At 37.4% G+C, this 26,330-nt stretch carries 22 protein-coding genes; 2 read left to right on the top strand and 20 right to left on the bottom strand.

Features of this window, described 5'->3' with window-relative positions; all coding sequences use genetic code 11:
- Positions 1-78: 78 nt before the first annotated feature.
- The 3 genes from D6853_RS13015 to D6853_RS13005 form a co-directional block, all read right to left on the bottom strand.
- Positions 79-1,359, bottom strand: coding sequence for an O-antigen ligase family protein (locus D6853_RS13015; protein WP_147367763.1), 1,281 nt, complete (start codon positions 1,357-1,359; stop codon positions 79-81).
- A 165-nt stretch (positions 1,360-1,524) separates the two neighbouring features.
- Entirely contained in the window at positions 1,525-1,764 is a 240-nt protein-coding gene (locus D6853_RS13010) for an aspartate dehydrogenase (RefSeq protein ID WP_243108357.1), read from the bottom strand.
- A gap of 48 nt (positions 1,765-1,812) precedes the next feature.
- Positions 1,813-2,943 carry a DUF4422 domain-containing protein gene (locus tag D6853_RS13005; protein WP_120658445.1) on the bottom strand — a complete coding sequence of 377 codons (1,131 nt, stop codon included), beginning with the start codon at positions 2,941-2,943 and terminating at the stop codon, positions 1,813-1,815.
- A gap of 173 nt (positions 2,944-3,116) precedes the next feature.
- Here D6853_RS13005 and D6853_RS13000 point away from each other — a divergent pair, with 173 nt between their 5' ends.
- A complete protein-coding gene (locus D6853_RS13000; protein ID WP_158588753.1) occupies positions 3,117-3,977 on the top strand; it encodes an Rpn family recombination-promoting nuclease/putative transposase in 861 nt (286 codons plus the stop codon).
- Between the two features lie 114 nt (positions 3,978-4,091).
- On the opposite strand, the gene D6853_RS12995 is transcribed toward D6853_RS13000, so the two are convergent.
- From D6853_RS12995 to D6853_RS12940, 12 genes are all read right to left on the bottom strand, one after another.
- Positions 4,092-5,201, bottom strand: a complete 1,110-nt coding sequence (locus D6853_RS12995; RefSeq protein ID WP_120658443.1) for a DUF4422 domain-containing protein — start codon at positions 5,199-5,201, stop codon at positions 4,092-4,094.
- 25 nt (positions 5,202-5,226) lie between these two features.
- Positions 5,227-6,543, bottom strand: coding sequence for a DUF4422 domain-containing protein (locus tag D6853_RS12990; protein ID WP_158588752.1), 1,317 nt, complete (start codon positions 6,541-6,543; stop codon positions 5,227-5,229).
- Positions 6,533-8,044 (bottom strand): glycosyltransferase family 4 protein, encoded by a 1,512-nt coding sequence (locus D6853_RS12985; RefSeq protein ID WP_120658441.1) that lies wholly within the window; start codon positions 8,042-8,044, stop codon positions 6,533-6,535. The genes D6853_RS12990 and D6853_RS12985 overlap by 11 nt, the downstream gene beginning before the upstream one ends.
- Positions 8,045-8,056: 12 nt before the next feature.
- Entirely contained in the window at positions 8,057-9,193 is a 1,137-nt protein-coding gene (locus D6853_RS12980) for a glycosyltransferase family 2 protein (protein ID WP_120658440.1), read from the bottom strand.
- 32 nt (positions 9,194-9,225) lie between these two features.
- Positions 9,226-10,311 (bottom strand): FkbM family methyltransferase, encoded by a 1,086-nt coding sequence (locus D6853_RS12975; RefSeq protein ID WP_120658439.1) that lies wholly within the window; start codon positions 10,309-10,311, stop codon positions 9,226-9,228.
- A 25-nt stretch (positions 10,312-10,336) separates the two neighbouring features.
- Positions 10,337-11,371, bottom strand: coding sequence for a glycosyltransferase domain-containing protein (locus D6853_RS12970; protein WP_158588751.1), 1,035 nt, complete (start codon positions 11,369-11,371; stop codon positions 10,337-10,339).
- Between the two features lie 60 nt (positions 11,372-11,431).
- Positions 11,432-12,505, bottom strand: a complete 1,074-nt coding sequence (locus D6853_RS12965; protein WP_120658437.1) for a hypothetical protein — start codon at positions 12,503-12,505, stop codon at positions 11,432-11,434.
- Between the two features lie 4 nt (positions 12,506-12,509).
- Positions 12,510-13,949, bottom strand: coding sequence for a hypothetical protein (locus D6853_RS12960; protein WP_147367761.1), 1,440 nt, complete (start codon positions 13,947-13,949; stop codon positions 12,510-12,512).
- A complete protein-coding gene (locus D6853_RS12955) occupies positions 13,919-15,934 on the bottom strand; it encodes an HAD-IIIC family phosphatase (RefSeq protein ID WP_120658435.1) in 2,016 nt (671 codons plus the stop codon). Before D6853_RS12955 ends, D6853_RS12960 begins: the two co-directional genes overlap by 31 nt.
- Positions 15,935-16,195: 261 nt before the next feature.
- Positions 16,196-16,996, bottom strand: coding sequence for a hypothetical protein (locus tag D6853_RS12950; protein WP_120658434.1), 801 nt, complete (start codon positions 16,994-16,996; stop codon positions 16,196-16,198).
- Positions 16,997-17,024: 28 nt separating this feature from the next.
- On the bottom strand, positions 17,025-17,393 hold the full coding sequence (locus D6853_RS12945; RefSeq protein WP_120658433.1) for a DNA translocase FtsK: 369 nt from the start codon (positions 17,391-17,393) through the stop codon (positions 17,025-17,027).
- Between the two features lie 309 nt (positions 17,394-17,702).
- Positions 17,703-17,942 (bottom strand): HNH endonuclease, encoded by a 240-nt coding sequence (locus tag D6853_RS12940; RefSeq protein ID WP_120658432.1) that lies wholly within the window; start codon positions 17,940-17,942, stop codon positions 17,703-17,705.
- A 235-nt stretch (positions 17,943-18,177) separates the two neighbouring features.
- Here D6853_RS12940 and D6853_RS12935 point away from each other — a divergent pair, with 235 nt between their 5' ends.
- Positions 18,178-19,560: an ATP-binding protein gene (locus tag D6853_RS12935; protein WP_120658431.1), complete on the top strand. Its 1,383-nt coding sequence runs from the start codon at positions 18,178-18,180 to the stop codon at positions 19,558-19,560.
- Positions 19,561-19,647: 87 nt separating this feature from the next.
- Here D6853_RS12935 and D6853_RS12930 read toward each other — a convergent pair whose 3' ends face one another.
- The 5 genes from D6853_RS12930 to D6853_RS12910 all read right to left on the bottom strand — a co-directional run bounded on the left by D6853_RS12930 (position 19,648) and on the right by D6853_RS12910 (position 26,033).
- The gene (locus D6853_RS12930) at positions 19,648-20,271 is read right to left on the bottom strand and encodes a flavin reductase family protein (protein WP_120658430.1); all 624 of its coding nucleotides are present in this window, start codon (positions 20,269-20,271) and stop codon (positions 19,648-19,650) included.
- A gap of 75 nt (positions 20,272-20,346) precedes the next feature.
- Positions 20,347-21,732: a sugar transferase gene (locus tag D6853_RS12925; protein ID WP_120658429.1), complete on the bottom strand. Its 1,386-nt coding sequence runs from the start codon at positions 21,730-21,732 to the stop codon at positions 20,347-20,349.
- A 251-nt stretch (positions 21,733-21,983) separates the two neighbouring features.
- A complete protein-coding gene (locus tag D6853_RS12920; RefSeq protein WP_120658428.1) occupies positions 21,984-24,149 on the bottom strand; it encodes a hypothetical protein in 2,166 nt (721 codons plus the stop codon).
- Positions 24,150-24,215: 66 nt separating this feature from the next.
- Positions 24,216-24,782, bottom strand: coding sequence for a rubrerythrin (gene rbr, locus D6853_RS12915; RefSeq protein ID WP_120658427.1), 567 nt, complete (start codon positions 24,780-24,782; stop codon positions 24,216-24,218).
- A 45-nt stretch (positions 24,783-24,827) separates the two neighbouring features.
- Positions 24,828-26,033, bottom strand: a complete 1,206-nt coding sequence (locus D6853_RS12910; RefSeq protein ID WP_120658426.1) for a galactitol-1-phosphate 5-dehydrogenase — start codon at positions 26,031-26,033, stop codon at positions 24,828-24,830.
- Positions 26,034-26,330 lie beyond the last annotated feature (297 nt).

The raw sequence follows: 26,330 nt of genomic DNA, 5'->3' as shown, positions 1-26,330 counted from the left end.
TGTACAACCATCTTAATTTAATCAATAATCCCTAATATGATAGTATAATTACCAAAATATGGCAATCTCTCAGCCAATTCATTTATGCAATTGCTGCATCCCTTTATACACCCCACCTGCTATAAATATAGCCATCGGTGTACCAACCATAAACCACATCTGGGCCTCATAAAAGAAGATTGGTATTATACAAGCTATAACAGCAAACGCACAATAAACAGCTATGCTTTTTCTGTTTTCTTTTGCAGAATCAATTACTATTCTAAAAGCAAATATATAGATGACAAATACAGCTATTATCGCTATAATCCCCCACTCATAGAGCATCGACATATATGCATTGTCGCAGATGTTATAAGGTGGCTCAAAATATGGAGATGCGGTTATCATATCCTTACTTCTTCCGGGGCCATGTCCAAATATCTTGCGAAGTAATCTACTATTTGCATACTGTTCCAGAGTGTATCTTATATAGTTTAATCTCAGATAATACGGCTGCTGCGCCTTGAGGCCTGTGAATCTTGCAATAACAACCTTTATAAAAGCCGGAATCCCAACACATGCTATTGCAGCCATCAATACCGCGCATATATATTTCTTCTTTACAGAGAGCTGCTTCCAACCTGAAACAATGCTTTTTCTGTAAATAAAAAACCACACTACAGCTGTCAATATGAGTCCAAGCCATATACTTCTGGATTTTGTCAGAATAATAAACGGAACGTATACTATTGTCCTTATAACGGCATTTATTATCTGCTCTTTTTTATCAGGTTCTCTTTTGCCCATAAAAAAAGGTATCCATAGGAACATCAGAAATATCTGCCCTGCAGGTATAGGATTCATGTAAATTGAGAAGGGTCTATATGACAACACATATGCTCTATCCTTATTGATATACTCAAAGGCAAGCTTTATATAATCAATATATCCCCATACTCCGGTCAACAGCACGAATAATGATGTGAGTCTAAGTCCTAAATCAAACAACTCTTTCTTGCATACATATATGATCATACTGATCAAAAGAACCGCTGCATCTACGTACACAAAATATGTCCACTCCGGATTGTGCAGTTCTCCTTTCCTCTGCAAGATATAAATGCTCACACTGCTGGTTGACACAATTATCGTCGTCACCGCTATAATAAATCGATAAATTGGGGGAATCGTGATATTCTTACGCTTGCATATCCCAATCACAAGCCATATGACAAACAGAATCAAAAGTGATCTAAAGAACAATTTCTGATAGTATCCCAGATTAGCAATGATACTCAGTATAAAAATATATGGTAATGTTATGATCCCCAAAACCTCAAAAGCTTTATCTAATATGCCTTTATATGTTATCTTCATATGCTTTTTCTCACCCTCAACATGTATATCTATTCTCTGTGCCTTAGCGAAGCATAATCGCTCAGTGATTGGCACTTGTTAATTGTACCATATTCACATGGTATTTCTCTATGTATTATTTCGCATGGATAAAACATAAAAAGCCGAGCTCGACACTCGACTTTATCAGTACTCCTTCTCCACTTTCTCAATGCCATAAGTCTTCTTGAAATCCTCAACATCCTTATCGCTGCAGATCAGCATGATCTCGTGGAACTGACCTGTCACTAAATCTTTAAAGCCCGCAACTTGCTCACCGGTACAGATAGATGCCCGGATTATCGGCTTTTCTTTTGTCGGATTGTAGGTGTATGAAGGGATGGATGTAGTTTTCTTATTTTTTCCAAAAATGAAATCGAATAACATGGGTACCTTTCTTGGATAATAGCGCGTTTGCGGCTTTAATGCGCTTCCTCATACATACATCCTGCACGCCTTATGCGCAATCTTAAGCCTGTCTGCATTCTTCATAAAATACAGTGTTTCAAGTATCTCTACCATATAACCGATGTAACGGTCGGCGCGCTCACTTCCCTTGGGTACTGATAACTCCTCCACCCGCGAAAGCACGGGGAAAAGCCATTCACAGTAGTCTTTAAGGACCTGCGCCTTGGCTAAGATAACATTGTAGTTGTACATGCACTGCTGCCCCAGTACTCCCGGGAAAGCTTCTGCGTACTCAGGACTAACCTCCTTAAGCGCTGTCAAAAGAGCTGTCCAGTCCGCGTCCTTTAAATATCTTTCATGATGTTTATTGATATCCGGCTCGTACATAAGTGGATACGGAAGCAAAACATCGATATCATTGCAAAAGAGCCTTCGAAGGTCATCTTCAGTTAATTCAAAGCTTCGCCTGTACTGGGCAAGGCCGAAGTATTCAGATTCAGAGTCACGCAGACTATTTTTCCAAATCCAGTATAGTCCTGTAATCTCGCAGTAGTTGCCGTTCTTGGCAGAAATATTATCCCCTGTAGCATCCGTAATCTCAGCGATCCGCTCATCTGTATTTGCCGCGCCCACCTGAATAGGATGCATATAATCCGGTCTGATTATCTTGGTTTTAAGTTCTTTATCTTTGTGGGATCTGGCGAAAAAGATATTCAATCCAAAATTATCTTTATCAAAAGACTGTTCTGCTGCCGCATTTTCCTGTATCTCATTATCGTTCTCAGCGTTAACCGCTTTATATGACGCAAGCGGCTTGAACTCTCCACTCTTTGCATGGAAAGCATCCATCAGCTCGCCCCAGCGCTTGCCAGTAAGTCTACTGTGATTACTAAATCCGCATCCATCCAGCGTCTCCTCTATCTCCTGCTGAACGTTCTCGGGTGTAGCGATAATGACTTCAATCTCTTTTTTCTCTTCATCAGAAAAAGACGCAGAGACATCCGCAAGCTCTTTTACCGGAACCCCGGCAAGCGCCACCGGATTACCTTCAAAGCTAGAAACCATAAAGAACAAAATCTCTCGCTCCGGATATAAAGTTTTCATCGCTTCATACGTGCCAAGGGCATAACCCTGGGCGCCGTAGATGATAGTTTTCATATAGCCCCCTGCTCAATTTGACCTATCTACATAAAATCTTAAGTTTTTTCGACAGTATTTCTTAAGATTTGTCTGATATCATAGAAAACATCGGCAGTCTTTCAATGACAATTCTAAGCCGATGTATGGCGAATCCGCCAAATCTACGTATCCAGAAAGGATTTTATTCTATTATGTCAAAAACAAATGACAATCGCAAAACATTAACCTACGAAACAGCAACAGGAGAAATCGAGTTCACTCTCATGAGCGACATGATGTTCCATTATGTCATGCAAAAATCCGAGAGAGCCTTAACCGGCCTTGTATGCGCCCTAAAAGGCCTATCTCCGGATGATGTAAAAAGTGTCATTGTCACGAATCCCATTGACCTCAACAGCGCAGGTAAAGAAACAATCATGGATGTAAAGCTCACTCTCAACAATAATGAGATTCTCAATATTGAGCTCCAGGTATACCCTGACAAGTATTGGACATCTCGCTCAATAATCTATCTGTGCCGCGCATATGACAACATCGGCAATGGCGACAATTATTCCCTAGTCAAACCCACAACTTTATTTTGCATCACCGATCAGGAGCTTCTCCCCCATGCAGAACCGGAATTCTATGCGAAATACCGTCTTATCAATCTCAAAAGCCATCACTTGTATACTGATAAATTTGGTATAAATGTGCTACAATTAAACCACACAGACAAAGCTACAGATGAAGATAAACAAAACAATCTTGTCTATTGGGCTGATCTTTTCAAGGCAACAACCTGGGAAGAATTCAAAGCCTTAGCCAAGAATCATCCTGATATAGAGGAGGTGGGCACCTTGATCTTTGAACTTAATTATGACAATCAGGCTAAAGAGGCTCTTGAAGGTCAGCGCCGTTACAGAGAGCAGATGAACTCTCAGTACACTGCGGGCTATACTGATGCTGAAGAAAAATATGAAGCTGTAGTTGCTGAAAAGGATGCTTCACTTGCTGAAAAAGACGCCACCATCGCCAAATTACAAGCCGAGCTTGAAAAATACAAAAAGTAAACTTTTATTTTTTTCAAGTTGCATAAATTTGTATCTATCCCCCGCAGAAATGCGGGGGTTTTTATGAAAGTAGTTCTGAACTCCGAAAATTACAAGCCTCATCGCTTTCCCTTCTCACTCCAAGAAATGTTTATTACAAAAAACTATATTGTAATCATCTTTGTGATGCAGAAAATATGCTGTCATCAGGCGCTCTGCCAAGAATCCGATATATCTGTTCTGATACACATCTTCCTTATCGCCTATTATCTTTTCGCATTCCTCCAAAACAGGAAACAGCCAAGAACAATACTTATCAAATACCTGTTTTTTCATAACAAACATATTGTACGGAATGTAGTAATTGGAATCCGCAACTGCCTCAAGTGAATCAGCATAATCAGGTGATAAATCTTTCACCACTTTTTTCATTATCTCCCAATCATTAATGTCATGATTCTTACCATACATATACTCAACAGAAGGTACATTTATAACAGGGGTAGTTAAAATAACATCTGCATCTCCTGCCGTTATTTTCGATACTTCTTCATCCGTAAAATCAAATCTGCGTCTGTAATGGGAAAGTCCGATGTAATCATGATCTGTATTTTTCCACATCCAGTACATCGCTGTCAATTCACAATATTTGCGATTCTTATCGGATATATTTTCTCCCATGTTATCTCCTATAACATTGGTTTCGATGAAATCCAATGCAGCTCCTGCATATATCTCTTCTTCCCATATTCTTGGCTTATATTCTGTTTTGATTGGCTTATCCTTTGTGCTTCTGGTCACATAGACACAAATATCAGATTTCTTCTCTGAGTCTATTGTCTTATCACTCGCCAAGCTATCTACCCCAAATTTATATGGATATCCCTCCCTCAAACAGTATTCTTCGTACGTCTTTAGTCTTACAGCCGACCAAAGATTACTTTCAAAAGTCAAAAATATTCTATTCTTCACGTTTAGACTATCTAGTAAATCGCATATATCATCTCTATATTTTTCAAGAACAGCAACCAATATTAATGCGTTTTTATCCAAATTTTCTTCGCAAAAACTAACGACTGGAATATTGCCAATTTTTTCGGGTGTTGTTTCTGCAATACTACTAACCAAAAATGAAATAACATTACAGTTATATGGTTCTCTTTCCATACAAAAACACACTTCTTTGGCAACATCCCCCGCCCCAAAAATCATTATATTACTATTAGTTCTTATCAACTGTTCCATTCAATCTCCCATATTCAAATGTTGTTTAATACTTTATGTAAGGAACAAGCTTAGTTACAGCGTGAGTATATTTATTTTTATTTTTTATCAAATATATTCCAAACAAATTTTCAGCCAAAAAACCTAGGTACCTATCCCTCCTATCGCAGCGTTTAAGATAGTAATCCTCAACATATGTCAAAACTCCAAATAAAAAATTGCAGTAATCATCAAATATATCTCGTCTTAAAATACTCATATTGTAACCGATAACAAAATGCTGATTCTCATATATTCTCATGGCCTCATCATATTCCGGAAATACAGTATGTATAGCTTGTTTCATAACATCCCAATCTTTATCATTTTTTGTGTGAAATGAAAATCTAGCTCTTATATCCTCATGATACATTGGATCTAAATGAACAATATCAATACCATTACTGGAGAGATGCCTAAGTTGTTCAACTGATATTTCAAATTTTCTTCTATAGTGCCTTAATCCCAAATATTGATATTCTTTGGCAAAACCGTTTTTCCAAGCCCAATATAGGACACTACATTCACAATAGTTGTAATTTCGATCCGATATATTTTCTCCTTGATTATCTTTCAAATCACATATATCTTTATCAGTAAGTGCGCTCCCAGCCTGAATAGGAATATAAATATCAGGATTGTCCAATTCCATATTTGAATAATCCATATGGCTCTTCGCTATCATAATTATTACAGAGTTTTCTTCGCCCTCATTTTTGTTTTCAGAAATATCAAGATACTTTCCATAGCATTTCTCATATTCATCAATGACCGGAGCATCAAAAAGTTCATTATTATCAAGACGTCTTCCTAAATATTCATCTATTGAAACACGAAAATCTCTTTTTTCATTTCTATCGACACTTCTCACCACAGGAACATCCGCTTCTGCAGGAAAATCATAATCAATCTCATATTTAGCCCCTAGGCGTTCAGATAAATATCCTCTTATAGCAACACCATTGTCATTCAACCTAAAAACTCTAATTTTTTCTTCTGCAATGCCTATATCAATCAACTGCTTTTTTACTTCTAATGCCCCTCTTGCAATAGCTATAATAAATATAGCTTCAGGAAAAAGGATTAATGATTCTTTAGGAGATCTAATTTCAATATTATATTTCTTTGTTCCCCATAAAGATTTATTATTATCACAAAAACCCACAAGCCTTTCTCTAATATCTTTGCCAAAACACTTTACAAGTTCTGTACCCATCCAACCACAGCCAAAAAGAATAATGGGAGATTCACCACCAATATACAGCCCACCAATCAGTTCTTTCCATATCTCAGCCCTTGCTTGTTCGTAGTTTTTATACTTCACAGCCCTCTCCTTTACCTGACAACACATCATATATTTCTTTGATATTTTTCATATTTGATGTTACAGTATACTGTTTACCGGTTCTTATTCCTTCGTCTATTAATTCTCTGACCTTTTTTTTATTTTTGTAAGCATTGATTATCACTCTTGCCAATTGATGATAATCACCTACATTATATAAATATCCATTTATTTCGTTGCGTATTATTTCTGGGGTGGCACCTGCATTCGCACCAATCATTAAGCAGCCAGAACACATAGCTTCAACAGTAAATCTACCAAAAGAGTCTGCTCTAGAAGAAATTATGGCTATATCCGAGCTATCATAAATCCGCTTTACATTATCAGAGAAGCCAATAAAAGATACTTCTTTTTCCATATGGTTTTCAGCCACAAGTAATTTTAAACCATTTATATACAATTCATCGCCTCTTCCAACTAATTTAACAGAAAAAGTCATCCCTGAATTCTTAAGAATAGCAGCCGCTCGTATAATATCTTCCTGTCCTTTTAACTCGTTAATTCCTCCAACATTGACTATTCTCACCTCACTTCCACTAAAACGATCATTATTAGCCGGCATAAAACTATTTTCTTCAATCCCATCATAAACCACTGAAATTCTTTCACAATCTAAAAACTCATACGCTTTACTTTCAAACTGCGAAACACAAATAATCCTTCCAGCTCCGTTCATAAGTTTGGCGGTATATTTTTCATCAATAAACCTCTGTCCCTGATAGCTTATATTTTCTCGTAAATGCCAAACATAAGTGATACCTGCCTCAATAGCTGCCTCAGCCCCCACATATGTATAAGAGGTGTTATTATGTATTATTTTCACCTTATGAGATATAATAACCTCTTTAATTGTCTGTCTAGCATATCTATTATCAAATAAATTATATGTATAATTATTGTTCTTATCTACACACCAATTTTTTGATGGTATGTACGCATAAGGAAGTTTTCTTTCTATTAAAATATCTTCTCCCTCACCATATTCAGGAAGAATAATCATCATCTTAATTCCAGATTGATTCATTTGCTCACATAATTCTACTGCGCAAAGAAATGCTCCTGATCCTTTGTAATTATCTGATGTCATTAATAGAACATCTATAATCTCCCCATTATCCGGTACCGGATATAACCTCATATGATTATTCTCAAGATCCGAACACAATTCAGAATTACAAATAATAATCGGTATATCACACCCGTTCAAACTTAAATTATTAATAATCTCTTCGTGAAATCGTTCCTTAGTTGCAACAATAACCACGCCTTTATCAAGGATATGATTTGAACAGGTATATATAGGACAACCATCAAGCCAGCAATTATCAATCGGATTTGTTGTAAGAAAAACTATATGTTCTTTCCGTATCCCTTGGTATAGTAGTCTCTTCAACACCAATCTCCCCACCATACCAGCTCCATAGATAAATATCCGCTCTTCATCTTTTATTCTATCTATAAGTTCATTCTCTCGATTCAATACAATCCCCCTTTATATATCAAAAATATCTCGAGCTTCTATAACTAGAGCATTAGGTAACTGTTTTTCATAGTATTCTCTAATGTCTCTCTTATATTTATCATTTACTAGAGTATCTATAATACAATCTACTGTTTCCGGAGTGTCTTCCATCTTATATATCGGAATATCTGACGCTATATTTTTTGAATTACGATCTATGTAGCATAGGTTAATAAATCCAGCATCCTCAAGAAGCTTTTTAAAAAAGACACCAATACGATATCCATAAATAGCAATTTTTTTGCCTCTTATATTTACCTTCTTTATTGAGACCTCACCGTTTTGACAAAGCAAAATATTCCTGAGCAAATTAACTTCTCGTTGTCGATCCTCATAATAGCTAATAACTTCTTCTATATGCAATTCCCTGCTTCTTATAAAACTATGAAGCTCATCTCCCAAAAGAATCTTTTCGTCCTCAACAATATGAATTAGCTCATGTGTTGATTTAACCCAAACGTAAGAATCCTCAGACTGATTGCTTCCTGTCTTTACATGCTCATATAAAACTCTGTCATTTTTTACAAAAACACAATCTGATGCATACATACAAATAAGAAGATAATGATCATCACAACAATTTGTTACCATACATCTTCTTAGCCAAATCCTTGGAATACTTTGTTTTTTTATCAATGTCTGTCCCAATGTAAAACCAATGTGCTGTTCTACATTAAACTTTCTTGTAATGCATAAATCTAACGAATCTTTTATCGTTCCCTCTTTATATAAAGGCTTTCCATCATATATTGCATCACAAACAACAGCATCTGCATCTCCTATTGCTCTACATTGACTACTTATCCATTCAGGATGTATTGTATCATCCTGATCCAAAAACAAGATATAATTACCAGTACACTTCTCAAGCCCTTTTACACGCGCACCTTGAATCCCCCTATTTATATTCGTGTTTATTATCACTATATCCATCTTATCGGAAACTAATTGATTATCTATTTCTTCTGATGGATCGTCATTTGAAATAATCCATTCAACTTTAGCAACTTGTTTTGCATTTTCAGCTGCTGATTCAATCATGGTAAATAGTCTGTTAATATATTTTTTTCCATGATATAAAGGTGTAATAACACTAACTTTCATCATATGTAGCCCTCTACTCTATAACTACTCCTCATCTACCAAATATTCTTTTCAGCATAAACAATCCCATGCCTTAAATCCAATGATTCACCTATCATAGGGTCATAGCTAAAAAACATTCTTCCTTCAGAAGTACTTGTAGAATAGCCTAATGATTCCAAAATAAACTTAAGATTTTCTTCATCATCGCGACGATGATAGCAACATATTGAGCATTTTGCATTACTACTTTTTAGTAGTTTCTTAGCTCCCAAAACTGCATCAACTTCAGCCCCTTCTATATCCATTTTTAAAAAATCTATTTTCTCTTGAACAAGATCATCTAGTGCTATTGTCTTTGATGATGAGCTTCGAGAAAGTTCCTTCCAGCAAAAAACCACTTTATCTTTATATGGATGGAACGTCTTCTCTAATGGTTCTCTCCAAATCGAAGAACACTCAACTAAATAAACTTTTTTTATTTCATCAATGTACCTTAATGCAAAATTCCCTTCACAAACTCCTGCGTCTACAATCACATCTCCTCGTTTCACACAATGATTCTTCTTTATATATAAGTGCGGAGATTGTTCATATTGTTCATAAAGCACATCCGGAACAAATACTCTTTCGGATGTTTTTCTTTCAAAAAAAGCCCTAGGATAATACATCTTTTTCCCATCTAACATAACATATGGATAATCTTCATCCCAAAACACTTCGTACTCTTGCGTACTAGGGAAATATGTGCCAAAAATATTCAATTTATTCTTTTTATAATAATCAACAACTTTTTTAATTTCTTCATCATCTGAGTATCTGTACTTATCAATTATCTTAGCTTTTATACGCTCTTCCAAACTTTCAACATCAGTAATTTTCTCGGGAGTCACCCCCATATCTAGCAATTGATTGTATATTTCATCTTTATATATTGAAGCTATAATAATCAAATCATACTCTATAGTTTTAAGTTCAAATGGCGAAAGAATAGGAAGTCCCTTAAAACTTTTTTCTCCCCCCCATAACAATCTATTATTGTCAACAAATGCTATTATTTCATAATCAGAATATAAACATTTCTTTTTTAATAAATCTACCGCCGAATTGCCTACTCCCCAAATTAAAGCTTTTTTATTCATGCAAATACCCTCTCATAAATGACATTTAGTTATGTTTATGCTTTCTTACAGTAAAATATTTATTATCATATATATACAGATTAGTAAGGTCTATCTGTAATCTATTTTTATCTATAACATATGGCAAACTTATCTGATCACGCTTCGAATACTTAACGATTTCAGAATGCCAATCCTCCATTGTTTTTTTTACTTCAGAAATGTTGTGGTTTCGAACAATAAGCCCTCCACAATAAAGTCCATTATTAAACTGATATCCGTTATTGTAGTAATAATTAATTTGTTTTATTATTCTTTCCTTATCTGATTTATGATTGGCTATACATACCGCAGCCTCATCATAGATACAAACTCTCTCATAATGCGGAAACAGCATTAAATCTGCTGAATTCTGATACTTATATATCATTTCAATCATAGAACTTTTAATTGTAATACTGGCATCCATCCATATGCTTGAATCATATTCTCCAAAAAACATATGTGGTAAACACTTGAATTTTCTTACAACTTCTTCATGATTACAAGAAGGATCCGTATGTATATACTCAATATTCCATATATCTGATTGCAATTTTCTTTGGTCGGTAAAGCATACATATTCCACTCCATCATCTATAAACAACGGTGAAGCCAAATAGTCATAATCTCCTATTATAGCCGTATATATCACCAACTTATCATTATTATATCTTGTAGGAATGTAATTATTATTTTTAGTAATAATTAAATTTTTTGTATATTGATAATCAATTATCGCTTGTTGTTTGAACTCTAATAGGCTCTGGATATTTGAACAGTCTACTTTATACCCTCTAATTGTATTTACAATATCTTCAAAATAATCGGTTGAGGAAATAACTATTTTTTTATACTTTTGTCCGTCTACTTCTTTTGGAGAATGGATAGATAACCCTCGAAATTCTGTCCCCCATTTTATCTCGTCAGAATCAACGACAAATAAATGATCTAAATCAAATACTTGCGGTAAGCATACCGCTTCTGCTATAAACTTTCTAAATTCCGCCCCAGCACCCCATAGCAAGACATCAGTTTTCATACTCATACCTCATCAATATACTTTTCAATAGTCAATCTTCATTGAGTATGACTATAATTTTTATACAAACTCTATCAAATCAGTAAGATCATATTCTTCACTTTCTTTTAAAATATCCCGTTTAGCGTAAGATATAAAATACTCTTTTCTGCTTTCTAATGCTTTACTATCTTTTTTTATCCACACCTCCTCTATTATATTTTGTTCCATATCTATCATATAAATTATCCCATTTCTACTCTGAAAATAATAGAATTGTCCATGTTGTATTCCTTCTTGAAATCTAGAACCATTGCTAGGTACATTCTTTTGAACAATATTACTTTGAATAATATTAAAGCTATTCTTTCCCTCTCTGCATAAAACTAAATCTTCATGAAGCGCAATCCTAAAAATTTTATTCTTGTACTTTACGCATTGCCTACTTGTATATATATTATCTTTATTACCTTTCTCATATATTGCCTTAGACTCCTCGGGATTCCATAGATATTCATTTCCTATTTCATCAAACAGATGTATAATCTGATCTTCTTCATATATATCCAAAAATCCTCCATTTCCCCCATTAGTACTTATATCCTTATATAACACTGAATCCGTTTTTATATTGATACAAAGAGCAGCATTTCTAGTCCTACATGGAACATATATAACATCGCCATAAATCACATAGCTACTTGACCAATAAATATCCTGATCTGAATCATAACTATACAAACCTATACAATTATCATTTTCCAAATCCACTTTCATGATTATATTTACTGCTTCTCCAAGAACATAAGCTATATCATTATAACGAATGACCCTATAGAATTTTCGGTCAACATCCTTACTTTTAATTGTAATATTCTCCCTAATAACAAACTGTTTTTTAGAAATAAGATCAACTTTTATAATATCCTGCGCATTATAAGGAAAAAGAAACAAGAAATTATTGTAACAGCAAAAAGAGCGATATTGCGTGCTTTCATGACCTGTTCCATTAATTGATATTACATCACTAATAACATGTTCTTTGGGATCAATTATGTATATCTGATTAGAAACATATGAAACCAAGATTAGGTTTTCATTCCACATTTCAATAAATTGACTAGCGTAAAGTCCCATATTCATTAATTTATCCACTATATCATTCCCCTTTCATAAGTATTTCTTTTGGAATACTGTTTAAGACTTTTTTCTCATCAACTCCAAGCATTACTAATATTTTCTTTATAAAATTTGATTCTTTTCTGTCGTATATAGAAATAATAATATAGTCAAAACTGTGTTTATATACCTCGCTTATGTCAGAAAGAATCATCGGATAGTCTCTGTCATTTAATTTTTCATAATTATTATCAATCCATGCTACAAGTTGTATATCTTTCTCTGACATAATTTGTCGAAAATAATCCTTTCCGACTCTTCCGGCACCATAGAGTATTACCTTATTACCCCTAAGTCTTTCGATATCTTCAAATATAAACTTTTTCTCTAATTTATCTCCAAGTGAATTTCTGCATTCTCTTTGTGCATGAGATAAATATATTTGGGCATACTCAAATATCTCTTTTTGCCTCTGATAATCACACATCTTCTTTTGAATCTCATCTATAAAGAATATCTCATCAAATGATTCTTCTTTGCTTTCATCATTCCAAATATCATCCGCGCCTATCCAATGATGCACGCCACTCTCTGTAATAACCCCCCATGCACATATCCCTTGAGACACACTAGGATAGAAATTCTCATGATCTTCCATCAAGATATAAGAATGGCCATTTTTGTCCAGTAAGCTTACCCCATCTATTTGCTCTTTTAAATTCCACCCTTCTAACTCATATATTGTTGGATAAAGATCAAGATTAGATCTTAACTTATCATCGAATTCGATTCCTGTATCGCCTTTCTTCCACAATTGAATATATGTATGCGTCCGGTCTCTATATAAAACATTTTTATACATCTTATCTGATAGTCTGAATCCATGATCAGATAAAATTATCACATAATCAAATTTTTCTTTCACATCATACTTTTCAAAAATACAATTCAGTCCTCTTAATAGCTCTGTAACGCCCTCTTTATATGCATGTGCCGAATATCCCAATTCATTTAATACCACATGTATATCCGGAAGATAAAAAAAACAAAGTGTATTATCCTGTATCTCGGCATTATTCAAGAAGTCTGCGATTCCGTCCGAGTATATATGCATATTACTAGATATTGGAAATAAACCATCTTCAACAACTAGGCTATCCGCAAAAACATTTACTCTATATTTTGCTTCTTCCATTCGTTTCCATATATTATCAATCTCATCATTAAGATAATACCTTGGATACTTGAGTCTGTGATCACAATGATTCTTTTTGGGATAATATCCTGTCCACATACATGCACTTGACCTTCCGGTATCCGGAGCAGGAGTATAGCAATTAGTGTAAACTGTGCCGCCCAGTCTTTCCAAGAATTCATCTATATCCGCATAAGGCATTTCCCCATTACACAGATTAATGTATTCACCACCTAGCATATCTGCAAATATGACTAACGAGCGCATTTCTTTATTTCCTCCCAAAAATCCTCCGTTATAATATAAAACTCACTAATACCTTGAGCCTGTATATTTCTGATTACATCATCTTTAAACTTATTTCCAACGCTTACGATTATATGAGCATCAGAGGGTATCTCATTTATCGCATATATTTTTATTCCATTATCCGATAATGATTTTACTGGATTAGTTTCAATGTACCCATCTACCTGTATTGATTTATCTTTTGCCCAAGATTCTAACGACCTACCATATAATCCGGCACCATATAAAAATATATTCCCAAGCAAACAAGTCTTAACTAATTCCTCATCGCTAGAAATAATCTTTTTTCTTTCTATTACTCCAATTTGATCAGATAAAATCGACTCCAATTCTTGAGCCATCTTGTAATAAACTTGCCTTGAAAAATGTCTATTATCTTTCTTCGGTAAATCCTCTACTCTCTTGACTATTTTCCTCATATCCAATAATTTAACGTTTGGAAACAAGCGCACTACTTCATCAATAACATTATTCATCTCAATATTTCTTCTAACTCTGTCTTCACCTATCCAATCGCTAACGTCAAGATCAGTTCCGTTTACCAATACAATTCTGATATTTTCTCCAATATTAGAAATAATCTTTACCAAATCATCATAAAATTGCTTTTTATCTTTTAAGCCTACAAATTCAAAATTTTCATAAAACCACTTTAATTTATCTTTCCCATATCTTTGATTTAGAGTGTCATTATTCTTATCATCATAATAATCACCTATAGATACTTCTATACTCGGGTTTTCTTTATATTTATAGACACAGCAGATATAATCGTCGACTAAACTCCAAACTATAGTCGGATATTTTCCGCCATATATCTCTGAAGAAAAACTAATTTTATAATTTAAAAAAGGTATTTTTTCGCAAAGATCCCCCTTCATCTCTTCAGTAAAAGTTGAATTACCCAGCAAAAGATTTGTATAAGATCTTTTATAAGGCACGCCGTCCTCAACGGTTGAAAACTCTGTTCTTATACCGGAATCAGCAATATAATATTTCATGCCTTCCAAATCGCAACCGCCAATCATTAGGATTTTCGATTCATCCGTGTCATGTTCATGATAATCAATATAAGATTCACTTATCCAATCAATTGTTTCATCTGATAATTCTACAGCTATATCACCTTCAATATTTAGTATTGGGCAACCGAGTTTTTTATAAATATACTGTTCTATTCCAAGACCTAAAATTCTGCATGAAAACAAAAAATGCTCAAGCTTGCCTTCTGCTACCGCATAAAATCCGATAATGCCATAGTCGCCATACTTATCCTTCGCTAAAATATAGGCAGTTTCTACAGTATTATCTGTCAATAATTCTCGCGTTTGTATTTTAGTAAGTCTCTTTTTAGTATAATTAAGCTGATTGGTTCTATTAATTAATTCATATATTCTATCTTCTACATCAATGCAATTATGTCTAATATCTATCTCGATATCAGATTGGAACAAAAAATCTTTGTCAGATGAAGATTCACGTTTTGATTTGTCACGAAGCTCCATGTTTTTGTACTGTTTCAATCGCTCACGATAATGCTTTCCATCATTTTCAACTTTTTCAATTCTCAATATAGTTCCATTATCAACTTCGATTGGATCAGCTGTTTTAATTCCTTTATTGTAATATTCTGCTTCTTTTCTGTTAGTTATATTATCATCAATAAAAAGAGTATTCTCAGCCCGTAATTTAGCCTGAGAAAGGATATGTTTTACGCTTTCTCCTTTCCCATCAAACGATATATCAGGAAAAATGAACAGATCAAATAACCCTAATTCTTCTAACTTAGCCTTGGCTTTGTCATAATCGTTTTTAGAGGAGATTGATACCATTATTCCGCGATCAACAAGGTTGTTTATGAGTTCCTTTCTGCCGTCAAAAAGACATACTTCCTCCTCAGCTAGTATCCCTTTCCATAATGTATTATCCAAATCCCAAATAACCAGCTTTATAGTATCCATAACTTATATTCCCTATTAGTTATTATCGTTATTTCGTAGTATATGTTTATTTTATCATACCTGATGCACTAGTACTAACCCCATATAGATGTATATCGGCAGAACATGCCATGTTCTTTACCGCTATCCATGCGTGTTTTCATGTTTCTTTTGCTAAATTTTGCCGTCATTATCAATATTTTTGACTTACAAAAGAAAAAAGCGCAGAATCCACGGTTTTTGTGCCCTGCGCCTTATCAAAATCGTTCTCTATATTCAACTCTAAGCTTTTTTATTATGCATCATCTCTATAAACTCTTTTTTCTTCCCCTTTTTAGGGATCTCTTTTGCCTCATCTTTGTAGAAGTTTCCGGAACATATCAGCCAGAAAATCTTATCAACCTTATATGGAGTGGCGGTTGTATCTCCGGCTTCTATACAATAATCTGACATTCTTACTATAGATTCATACGTTGATATCTGATCTTTTTCCGAAAGGTCCAAGCTACTAATAATATCAATCAAGTGAACATCCGGCTTAGGATACCTCGTAAATCCAAGTTCTTTAAGGAGGTCGCAAGCCAGTGCAAAGCCTATGCCGTTTATTTTATGTGATATCAGGAGCGGAAGCGCCATGCTTGTGTGAACGTTATAATCAAAGCGACCTACAAACTCTTCGAAATCTGCTATTTTTTCGAATTCGGTCAAGAACTTGGCTGAGTCCACAATGGCGTTACTCCACTTATACCAGCTGTTTTGTTTGGTATCGGCGCTTTTGACATCAAACTTTTCGCGAAATGTCCTATTAAGATCTTCAGGGTTCATTGTACTTACTTTTTTATGATCGAAATTATGCAGTATTTTCCCTATTTCTTTTTTTCTTTTATTAAAAGCAATTACATTGGGCATTCTTTGATAGTTCTGAGCAGAATAAATAAACTGTATAAAAATGTCATCCAATGACTTATATTCTCCACGGTCTACAATATAATACTTTTCAAGATCTATTCCTGATGGCGTCATTGACTGTAAAAAAGCTTCCGCTTGCTTGTAAACATCAATGTAGTGCTTTTTATCATTCATATAACATGCCCTCCTTTCGTTGGATAAATCAATTCTTTCTCACCGCATCTATCACCCTATCAATCTCCTCATAACTTACATACGCAGCCTGGGCGTGGACCGGTATAGCTGCTGAACCTTCAGAAATATTGACTATCTCTATAGGCCACGCCATATGAACTTCCAAATCCACACGGAGTCTTTTGAATTCCTTTATGCTTTCGCCGGAATCAGGGTCGACTACAAACGTAACAGCAAAAGGAGTCATGTAGTATTCAACAATCTCTCCATAGACGCCATAGGACTTGAGTAGTTCTACGAGTTTTTCTTTCATCGTCTGAACATACTCATTGTCAGTGAAATCGTTTTGAATATTGTGATAATCCAGAAGGTCATACATGTTATTGGAATTGATCATAGTAGTTCTTCCTATATTAGGGGAATCAAACCATCTGCACCTTTTTCCACTTCCGATTGACTATACTGTAGATACTTCTATCTTATCACGGTTTTTCGTATTTCTTTTGGGGTGATTTGCGCAAGCATATTTTCATCGCGAACGCAAATGCAACTTTTTGCATTTTTCGTTCGCGTTTGCGTTCGCAATTTATGATTGTTTTTATTTTGCGTTCGCGTTTGCGTTCGCATTTTTCTACCTTTTATCAATTTGCGTTCGCCAATCGTTCGCATAAAAAGAAAAAAGCGCGGAGATTCCGCACTTTTCGTTTTACTTCAAATATTTCAATTCTTCCACTCCCACAATCCTAGATCCTTTCTGCTTATTGCAGCGCTTGCACATAGGGATGAGGTTGCCAAGCTCATCCGTTCCGCCTCTGTACTTGGGAATAAGGTGATCGATGGTTGTCTTTTCGAGCGAAAGCGACCTGCCGCACTTGGCGCATATACCGCCTGTTTTTTCAAGGATTATGCGTTTTATTGTCTGTTTCTTTTGCTTTTGTCCTCGCATAAGTTCCTCCTCATAATGTTATACAATATCAAAGCCTCTATCTCTATAATAATGAAACCATCAAAATGATGGTAAATCTAGTGGTTTTTGCCATCATTTTGATGGTTTTAATATATTTATTGAACATATTCACTTATTGAGCTATAATTTAATTAACCGAAATGCATTTCGGTGAAATTGATTTCGGTGAAATTGATTTCGGTGAAATGCATTTCAGTAAGAGAGGTGTTAAATCATGAGCGAAATATTCAGAGGACGAACAAAAGAGCTTGCTATACTTGATAAAAAGTACAAACAGTCCGGATTCTCAATGATTGTCTTATACGGAAGACGAAGAATCGGAAAAACAATGCTTATAAATAAATTCATCGCCGAACATAAATGCAAACATATCTCTTTTACAGCCGTAGAGCGCGGGGAGTCAGAGTTATTATCCATGATGACTGAATCTGTATTAAGTGCCTTGGCTCCCGATATGCTCGGTAGTGTCAGTTTTAATAACTTTGATAACCTCTTTGAGTTTATCGGAAAGCAAGCTGAGAAAGAAAAAATCATTTTTTTCATTGACGAGTACCCTTATCTTGCCAAACAGTGCCCATATATCCAATCTGTTCTTCAAAAAACAATTGATACAAAGTGGAAAAGCAGCAAATTATTCTTTGTTTTATGCGGATCTCTTGTAAGCTTTATGAAAGGTGAGGTCCTGGCTGAATCCGCGCCACTTCACGGAAGAAGCAATCTGGAATTAAAGCTTCGTCCATTTAATTACTTGGAAACTGCTGAATTTCTTGATGGATACACCAATGAAGAAAAAGCTATTTGTTATGGGCTTACTAACGGTGTTGCAAAATACATAGACCAGTTCGATACCAATCTTAGCCTGGAAGAAAACATCTTAGAAGAATTCTACTCTATCGGAGGCTATTTCTCCGAAGAGCAGATTAAAAGCGTGATAACAAATGAGAAGCAGAACCCTGCGCTGTACAATTCAATTATTTCAGCCGTCGCAACCGGTCATACCAAGAATAGTGAAATTGCATCTTTTGTCGGCTCAGATGATGTCAACTACCCGCTTAAAGTTCTCACAGGTGCAGAAATTCTGGAAAAGAGAATATCAAAAAAGCCATATTATATGCTAAACGACAGTATGCTTGAATTCTGGTTCCGTTATGTAAACAGAGCAACAAGTCTGATAAACGCAGATAACGGCTCTGCATACTACTACTCTAACGTAAAGGAACATCTCCATGATTTCATGGGTAAGATATTCGAAAAAATGGCAAAAGAATTCCTAATGATGCATGCAGGACAAGATAATTTTCCTATTCTCACTGAAATATCAGACTATCAAGACTCTGTCCTTGATGAAAACAAAAAGCCAAAGCAAATAGAAATAGATCTGCTTGGAAAAAACGGAAAAGATGTCCTTCTAGTCGGAGAGTGCAAATTTAAAAACGCTCCGTTCGATAAGACTGAATACGAAAAATTGATTGATAAGATTAAATATCTACCAACCACCAATCCCCTAATCTGTATCTTTTCACTTGGAGGATTTACTGACTATATAAAGAAAACCGCTAAAGGATGTAGACTTATATCAATAGATGATATGTACTGATCAAAGCAAAACGCCACATACCCTCTCGGATATGTGGCATTACATTATTACTTTATTATTTTATTACACTATTACTTTATTACATTATTATCTTATTATCTTCTCAAAATCATCCTTGGGATGCTTGCAGATCGGGCAGATGAAGTCGTCGGGCATATCCTCACCCACATACTCATAGCCGCAGATCGTACATTTCCAGATAGTCTCGCCCTTGGGTGTTTCGCCGACGGGCTGAGGCTTGGGCTTGATATTGTTCTGATAATACTCGTAGGTGCAGGAAGGAGTATCAGCCAAAACATCCATAAATACAGGCTCGCAGATAAAAAGAGTATGCGAACCAAGGTCAACTTCTTTTTCCACGTTCAAGGAGAAATAGGCATTGGTGCCCTTTGTGATGTAAGGGATTCCATTATCGGCAAGCTTGAAATCGGTGAACGAAGCGAATTTGTCGACGTCCCTTCCGCTCTGGAAGCCGAAGTGCTTGAAGGTGTCAAATGATGCATCGGTACTGAGCACAGAGATATTGCACTTGCCTGTCTCTTTTAGCATGTCGTGAGTCAGGTTGGCTTTATTGATCGCAAGAGAAATCCTGTTTGGATCGGATGCAACCTGAACCGCAGTGTTGGTGATACAGCCATTCTTCTTATCACCGTTTACTACTGTGCATACAAATAAACCGTAAGATAACTTGTACATTGCCTTGGTATTCATAGATGAAATCTCCTTTCCACCTGTTGAAAAGAATTGACGTTGCCAAATATCCTGAATTTACTTGTTATTTTTTATTTACTTATGCGCCTGCCCCATCTCTTTTTGTTTCTCTTCGGAGAATCCTGCAGTGCTCTCTTTCTGAACGAGAATCTTGACTGTCTCGAAGATGATCTGTAGGTCAAGAAGGAGTGAATAGTTTGTGATGTAATAGAGGTCCATCTTAAGCTTACTTAAGGGACTTGTGTTGTATTTACCAAAAACCTGAGCTACACCGGTAAGTCCGCCCTTAACTTTAAGTCTGAACTCGAATTCGGGAATATCCTTCGTATATTTCTCAACGTGCTCAACTCTCTCGGGTCTGGGTCCGACAATGGACATATCTCCTGCAATTATGTTAAGGAGCTGCGGAAGCTCATCAATTCTGGTAGGTCTTATAACATGTCCGACCTTGGTGATACGGTCATCCGCTTCGCCCGCAGGATGTGGTCTTCCGTCCTTCTCGGCGTCAACGATCATTGATCTGAACTTAAGGATACCGAATACCTTACCGCCCCTTGTAACTCTGTCCTGCTTGTAGAATATCGGACCGCCATCCTCAAGTTTAATTGCGATAGCAACTATGAGAAACAGTGGACTGAATACGATAAACGCCAGTACAGAGAACAAAAGGTCAAAGAATCTTTTGAGTATTCGCTGGCCCATGCCTATTCCGCTATTTCTGCACAAGTAAAGAGGTGTGTCAAATAGGTCTATGTTTTCGGAATTCTTACCGATAATATCTGAGATCTTAGGCGTAAAGTAGACTCTTTTGCCTATGCGGAAGCATTCCTTAAGTATGATGTTCTTGAGTTCGGACGGAATATCATTGAGAAGGATTGCTTCATAATCGGGTACAACAGCAAGAATCTTATCCACGCCTTCGTAGATACCGATAGATTCCGCAACCCTGTATTTATCAGGTCTTTCGTTCATGAACTCAGTCTTTTCATTGGAGTCCTCACTATATATCTCGAGAATACGCTGAGGCTTAAAGAACTTCCTGTAGACATCCACAAGAGGAAGTGTAAGACCACAGAGTACCGCACTCTGAATAAGCGCAAGGATGAGGTATCTTACAAAAAATATATGGAAAAATCTGAACTGACCGGTGATGGCACATGAAATAAATATCTCAAAGAAATCCACCATAAAGATGGTCATGACCTGAGACGCCAAAAGATTGGCCTTTCTGTCTACACCGATCCTGAAGGCTCTGAGAGATCTGCCTATGAAGTAATAAAGTACTAAATATATACCAATGGCCATTCCGAGGTTACCAAGACCAAGGAGATAGCCTGTGTTGTTGTTCTTGTGTACAAAGCCGTACCATGCCGCAAAAAAGAGGCCTGTCGCGATGGCGCAAAGAACCATCGTGCACATTCCTCTGTATATATATCTTTTCTGAATTTTGTTCTTTTTCATTGAAGGCCTCTTATATTGTGATAATATTGGTGGTCATACTCAAAAAGAGCATAATATCAGATTGTAAATTTCAAACCTGCCTTGTACATTATACCTTGTAAGAGGTTATAAAACAAATGACTTCGAAAACGCCTCTATCTCTTTTTCCATAGTCTTTTCATTGTTGATGTTTTTGACATAATCTGCGGCTTTTCATTAAAGTATCTGAAAATCCGGTCCTATCTTGGTACTCTCAACGTATATTCGCACCATTACCACTCAACTTCCGGTTCGGGAATATATGGTAAGTCTTCAAACATATCATCTATGTGGTTGACAGGTTCATCGCCGGGATCTTCGTCTTCCCCCAGCATGTGGAAACAGATTTGTCTGCCGTCTGGTATTAAAAGATAAACATCTCTGTCTTTGATCCTGTAGAATGTAACTTTCGTTCCCTTGGGGAGGGTGATATCCTCCATGGAATCGGGATCTTCGGGTGTTTTGCTAGCTTCAAGCTCCAAGTCCTTCTTGGCCGTCATTACATCTCCGCTCTTGGCAATAGGCTCCCCATCGCAGATTGAATTTCCTTTGATATAATAGCCGTACTCATCGGTAGATTTGATCTCTCCGCAAGGATCCATGTAAAAAGTCTTTTTGGTCAAAGTAGAACCAATCAGCTCTGATATTGACATAAGTTCAAAGTTCGATGAGTCTTTTATGTCAGTCAGGCAATAGATATAATCTCCGTTAAGCTCTATCGGCGCAGTTACTTTGTTGCCGTTAAGATTGTAGACAAAAGCCGTGCCATGATACCACCTATTCATGTTGAACATAACAAGAAATGCATGTCCATCCGCTTTTTCCACAAGGAAAACCTTGGAAACAGAAAATTCGGTCTGAGTTTCCACTAAATTCTCCTTATCCATGAGGCCAAGTTTAATATGCCCCCATGAATCATCTTTTATTCCAAATGAATACTCTTTATAACCCACAGAGAAATTTATGATCATGTTAAAATCATTGGCTACGTCTCTTACTGCCTTTGGCTTGTCAGATTTTTTCTTGTTTTTGTCATTTTCTTTTTTATCATAAAGAAGCGTCACTTTATCGGCGCTATAGCCAAGTTTCTTTTGTATTACAGGAAAAGAGTCTTTTATGGTAAAAGAGTCTGCTTCCGGAAGGGAATCTTTGGTATCGGTGGAGTCTTCACCTGTTTCTGAAGCGGCGCCCTCTTCTTCATATACGCGCAGTTCATCATCCTTGAAGGTGTAGATATTGACTTTCCCTTCGCTGTCCTTAACGAGGAACTCCGGAATTCCGTCATTATCAAGCTTTTTAAGTTCATAGCGGCAAGATGCCTTTTGAGGCTCGCGGGATTCATTCATATCTTCCTCAGCCTCTACTTTTGACGCCAAGGCATAGTAAGCCTCTTTATATGAATCGTAGGAATGCGTATACTCTTCGCCCCAAAATTCTACGTCTTTTATGTCATTTTGAAGCACATACTCTTTTATCCTATCAAGGCTGTAGTCATCACCCAGTTTCTTCTTGGCATCTTCGGATGTATTTGGACGCTCCTCAAAAAAATAAGGAGTATCACTGTCCCATCCCGCATTAAATTCCATGAATCCCAGATTTTTCTTACTGCCGTGGTCTCCTGTTATCACAATGTCGTCAAAACCGTTTGCATCGTAGTCAACCGGGTATATATTATCTATTTTGGAAAAATAAGCTCCGGTAACACTGGCAACTTTCTTATTCCCCGAAAGAACAACTATATCCGCACATTCTTTGTAACGAGAATCGTAGAAAACCGCAAACTTGCACTGTCCAAGCTGTCTCAGATACACGTCAAATGTATCATCACAGTTTTTATCCCATAGAAATTCATTCTTTCTAAAAGTATATTTTGAACCTTTCTTTTCAAATACCACGATTCTGTCGGGATCGTCATTGTATGATGAATGCGCGGCTTTTTCCTCATTCTTGGGAATGCCCACGCGCTCAAGTCTCACGCGATATGTATAGCCCAGTTTTCCACCCGACACACATTTATACTGATCGGGTTCAAAAGTATCCTGCGTTCTTCTTTTGTATATAGCCTCCCAATCAATGTCATCCTCATCCGAGAACTCCTGGCACAAAAAGAAATTGTTCTCCATGTGCATGAAGTCCTCCTCAATCTCTGCAAGTTCCTCCGCGCTAAGATTGGAGGAAGAAGCTGGCGCGGTGGTGGAGTTCTGCGCAGCGGCAGTCGCTGTGGAGTCCTCTGCGGCTGAGTTTGTGCTTGTTTCTGTCGTTGAGTTTGTTTCTTCCTGTGTGTTCGTTTCTGTAGTTTTGTTCGTTTCTGTAGTTTTGTTCGTGCTGCAGCCTGTGATAAGGGCGGCAGCCACTATTGTTGCAAGTATCGCGGCTTGCAGGTTATGTCTCTTTTTCATCCCCATTTTCTCTTTCCTAGAAATCGGCGCAGCCTAAGCTACGCCGTTTTATTATTTAAATTGTCTTTAATAATTCTCAGCCTTGAGCTGGAAGTATGCCTGCGGGTGGTTGCAGATGGGGCAAACTTCGGGAGCTTGCTTGCCAACCACGATGTGACCACAGTTGCTGCACTGCCAGATGCAATCGCCGTCGCGTGAGAAGACGATCTTGTCCTCGACGTTCTTAAGAAGCTTTCTGTAACGCTCCTCATGCTCTTTTTCGATAGCGGCTACGCCCTCGAAGAGCTCAGCGATCTCGTCAAAGCCTTCTTCTCTTGCTTTCTTTGCAAATGAGGGATACATTTCCTTCCACTCGTACTCTTCGCCTTCTGCCGCGTTCTTGAGGCAATCTACTGTTGTTCCGATGCCTTCAAGGATCTTGTACCAGATCTCAGCATGTTCTTTTTCATTGGCTGCCGTCTCGGCAAATATATTTGAAATCTGCACATATCCTTCCTTCTTAGCCTTTGAAGCGAAGAATGTGTATTTATTTCTTGCCTCGGACTCACCGGCGAATGCTGCCATCAGGTTCTTTTCTGTCTCGGTGCCCTTGAGGTCCGCTGCTCTGCATCTCCATTTGTTGTTCTCTGCCATAGAAATCTCCTTTCGATATAAAAAAGCTTTTGATGTGTGGTTGTTTCAATATTCTACCATTATCTTGATATATTCGTCAGCCTTATCGCGCATAATTTCAAGTCCTTGCTGCATCTCGTCGAGTGTGAACCTATGGGTAATGAGGTTCTCGGGCGAGAATCCGCTCTTTCTGATCTCGGGTAGCCTTGAAAGAACGTAGTTCCAGTCGTCGAGGGCGAGGGTTCCTGCAGCCTCCACCGCCTTCATGGCAAACGGATTTCCATAGAATGAGGAATTCCAGGTTCCGACAAGTTTAATCTGGTTGCGGAGGATCTTCCAGTAGACTTCGCGCTTCAAGCTCATGTCCGAGGCGGGGTTTCCGACAAGAACGACAGTACCAAGCGGAGCGGTTAAGGATACTGCGCGCTCGTAGGCTTCGGACGTTCCGATGCATTCGAAGAAGACATCGGCACCGGGGCTTGTGGCTGCGGTTGCGCTTGATTCAGCGCCGGAAGTTGCGTCTGTGCCTGCGTTGGTGCCTCTCGCGCCGGAGGTCTTCTCGCGGACGAAGTCTGCAGGGTCGCCCTCGCGATAATCCCACAGGTTACTGAGCGCAAATCCCATATCTACAAGCTTTTCCAACTGGATGCCTTTGTTGTATATGCAATAGACATTGCGGTAGCCCGCGTCTTTAAGGAACATTGCAAGCAAGAGGCCGATTGTGCCAAGGCCACAGATGAAGATAGACTTGTTCGCGTCTGAAGGTATTGGAGTACACTGTTGCGTACCCGCACCGGAGCATATTTCAAGGCCGGCCTTACGCATTGCATGAACCGCAACGCACATGGGCTCAAGCATTGCCGCCTCGCTGTCCGTTATTTCATCGGGGATTGGCAGCAAATTCCAGGTAGGAACCGCCACGTACTCCGCAAATCCTCCGTCGCAGCGTGATCCTAGGTAGTCATAGTTAGAGCACATCTCGTAGTGCTTGTTTTTGCACTGAGCGCACTCCATGCAAGGTTTTAACGGGAAGATGCCGACTCTTTTTCCTACAAGTTCAGGTGCAGTCTCGCATTCCTCTACTGTTCCGGAGAATTCGTGACCGGGAATGAGCGGCATATTGTGCGCGCCCGTCTTATATATGCGCGGAATGTCGGAGCCGCAGATGCCGCACGCGCGCACCTTAACAAGCGCCTCGTTCGCTCTCGGAACGGGCTTCTCCACATCCGCATAACTTATTTCGCCTATGTCGTATAGAACTTGTGCTTTCATCTATCAATTTCTCCGTATATCGGTGATCAAGTTTTTATTTCGGGGTGCATGCTTTCGGACATGCCGACACGCAATTTCAATCTCTGTTGCATTTCGCGTGCATGCTTTCGGACATTCCGACACGCAATTTCAATCTCTGTTGCATTTCGCGTGCATGCTTTCGGGCGTAGCGACACGCAATTTCAATCTCTGTTGCATTTCGCGTGCATGCTTTCGGACATACCGACACGCAATTTCAAAATCTGATTGATTTCGCGTGAATGCTTACTAAACAAGCTACACGCGATTACTATATAT

Source organism: Butyrivibrio sp. X503, assembly GCF_003625475.1.
Classification (GTDB): domain Bacteria; phylum Bacillota; class Clostridia; order Lachnospirales; family Lachnospiraceae; genus Butyrivibrio.
The sequence above is the reverse complement of the archived record's forward strand: the minus strand, read 5'-3'. Positions and strand labels throughout refer to the sequence as shown.

Coding starts and splice junctions, on each gene's coding strand:
- D6853_RS12945 (WP_120658433.1), bottom strand. CDS start 17,393: ATGATCAATTCCAATAACATGTATGACCTTCTGGATTATCACAATATT.
- D6853_RS12995 (WP_120658443.1), bottom strand. CDS start 5,201: ATGGAACAGTTGATAAGAACTAATAGTAATATAATGATTTTTGGGGCG.
- D6853_RS13010 (WP_243108357.1), bottom strand. CDS start 1,764: ATGTTATTCGATTTCATTTTTGGAAAAAATAAGAAAACTACATCCATC.
- rbr (WP_120658427.1), bottom strand. CDS start 24,782: ATGGCAGAGAACAACAAATGGAGATGCAGAGCAGCGGACCTCAAGGGC.
- D6853_RS12920 (WP_120658428.1), bottom strand. CDS start 24,149: ATGAAAAAGAGACATAACCTGCAAGCCGCGATACTTGCAACAATAGTG.
- D6853_RS12925 (WP_120658429.1), bottom strand. CDS start 21,732: ATGAAAAAGAACAAAATTCAGAAAAGATATATATACAGAGGAATGTGC.
- D6853_RS12975 (WP_120658439.1), bottom strand. CDS start 10,311: ATGAATAAAAAAGCTTTAATTTGGGGAGTAGGCAATTCGGCGGTAGAT.
- D6853_RS12910 (WP_120658426.1), bottom strand. CDS start 26,033: ATGAAAGCACAAGTTCTATACGACATAGGCGAAATAAGTTATGCGGAT.
- D6853_RS12950 (WP_120658434.1), bottom strand. CDS start 16,996: ATGAATGATAAAAAGCACTACATTGATGTTTACAAGCAAGCGGAAGCT.
- D6853_RS13015 (WP_147367763.1), bottom strand. CDS start 1,359: ATGAAGATAACATATAAAGGCATATTAGATAAAGCTTTTGAGGTTTTG.
- D6853_RS12930 (WP_120658430.1), bottom strand. CDS start 20,271: ATGAATACCAAGGCAATGTACAAGTTATCTTACGGTTTATTTGTATGC.
- D6853_RS12970 (WP_158588751.1), bottom strand. CDS start 11,371: ATGAAAACTGATGTCTTGCTATGGGGTGCTGGGGCGGAATTTAGAAAG.
- D6853_RS13005 (WP_120658445.1), bottom strand. CDS start 2,943: ATGAAAACTATCATCTACGGCGCCCAGGGTTATGCCCTTGGCACGTAT.
- D6853_RS13000 (WP_158588753.1), top strand. CDS start 3,117: ATGTCAAAAACAAATGACAATCGCAAAACATTAACCTACGAAACAGCA.
- D6853_RS12980 (WP_120658440.1), bottom strand. CDS start 9,193: ATGATGAAAGTTAGTGTTATTACACCTTTATATCATGGAAAAAAATAT.
- D6853_RS12940 (WP_120658432.1), bottom strand. CDS start 17,942: ATGCGAGGACAAAAGCAAAAGAAACAGACAATAAAACGCATAATCCTT.
- D6853_RS12935 (WP_120658431.1), top strand. CDS start 18,178: ATGAGCGAAATATTCAGAGGACGAACAAAAGAGCTTGCTATACTTGAT.
- D6853_RS12955 (WP_120658435.1), bottom strand. CDS start 15,934: ATGGATACTATAAAGCTGGTTATTTGGGATTTGGATAATACATTATGG.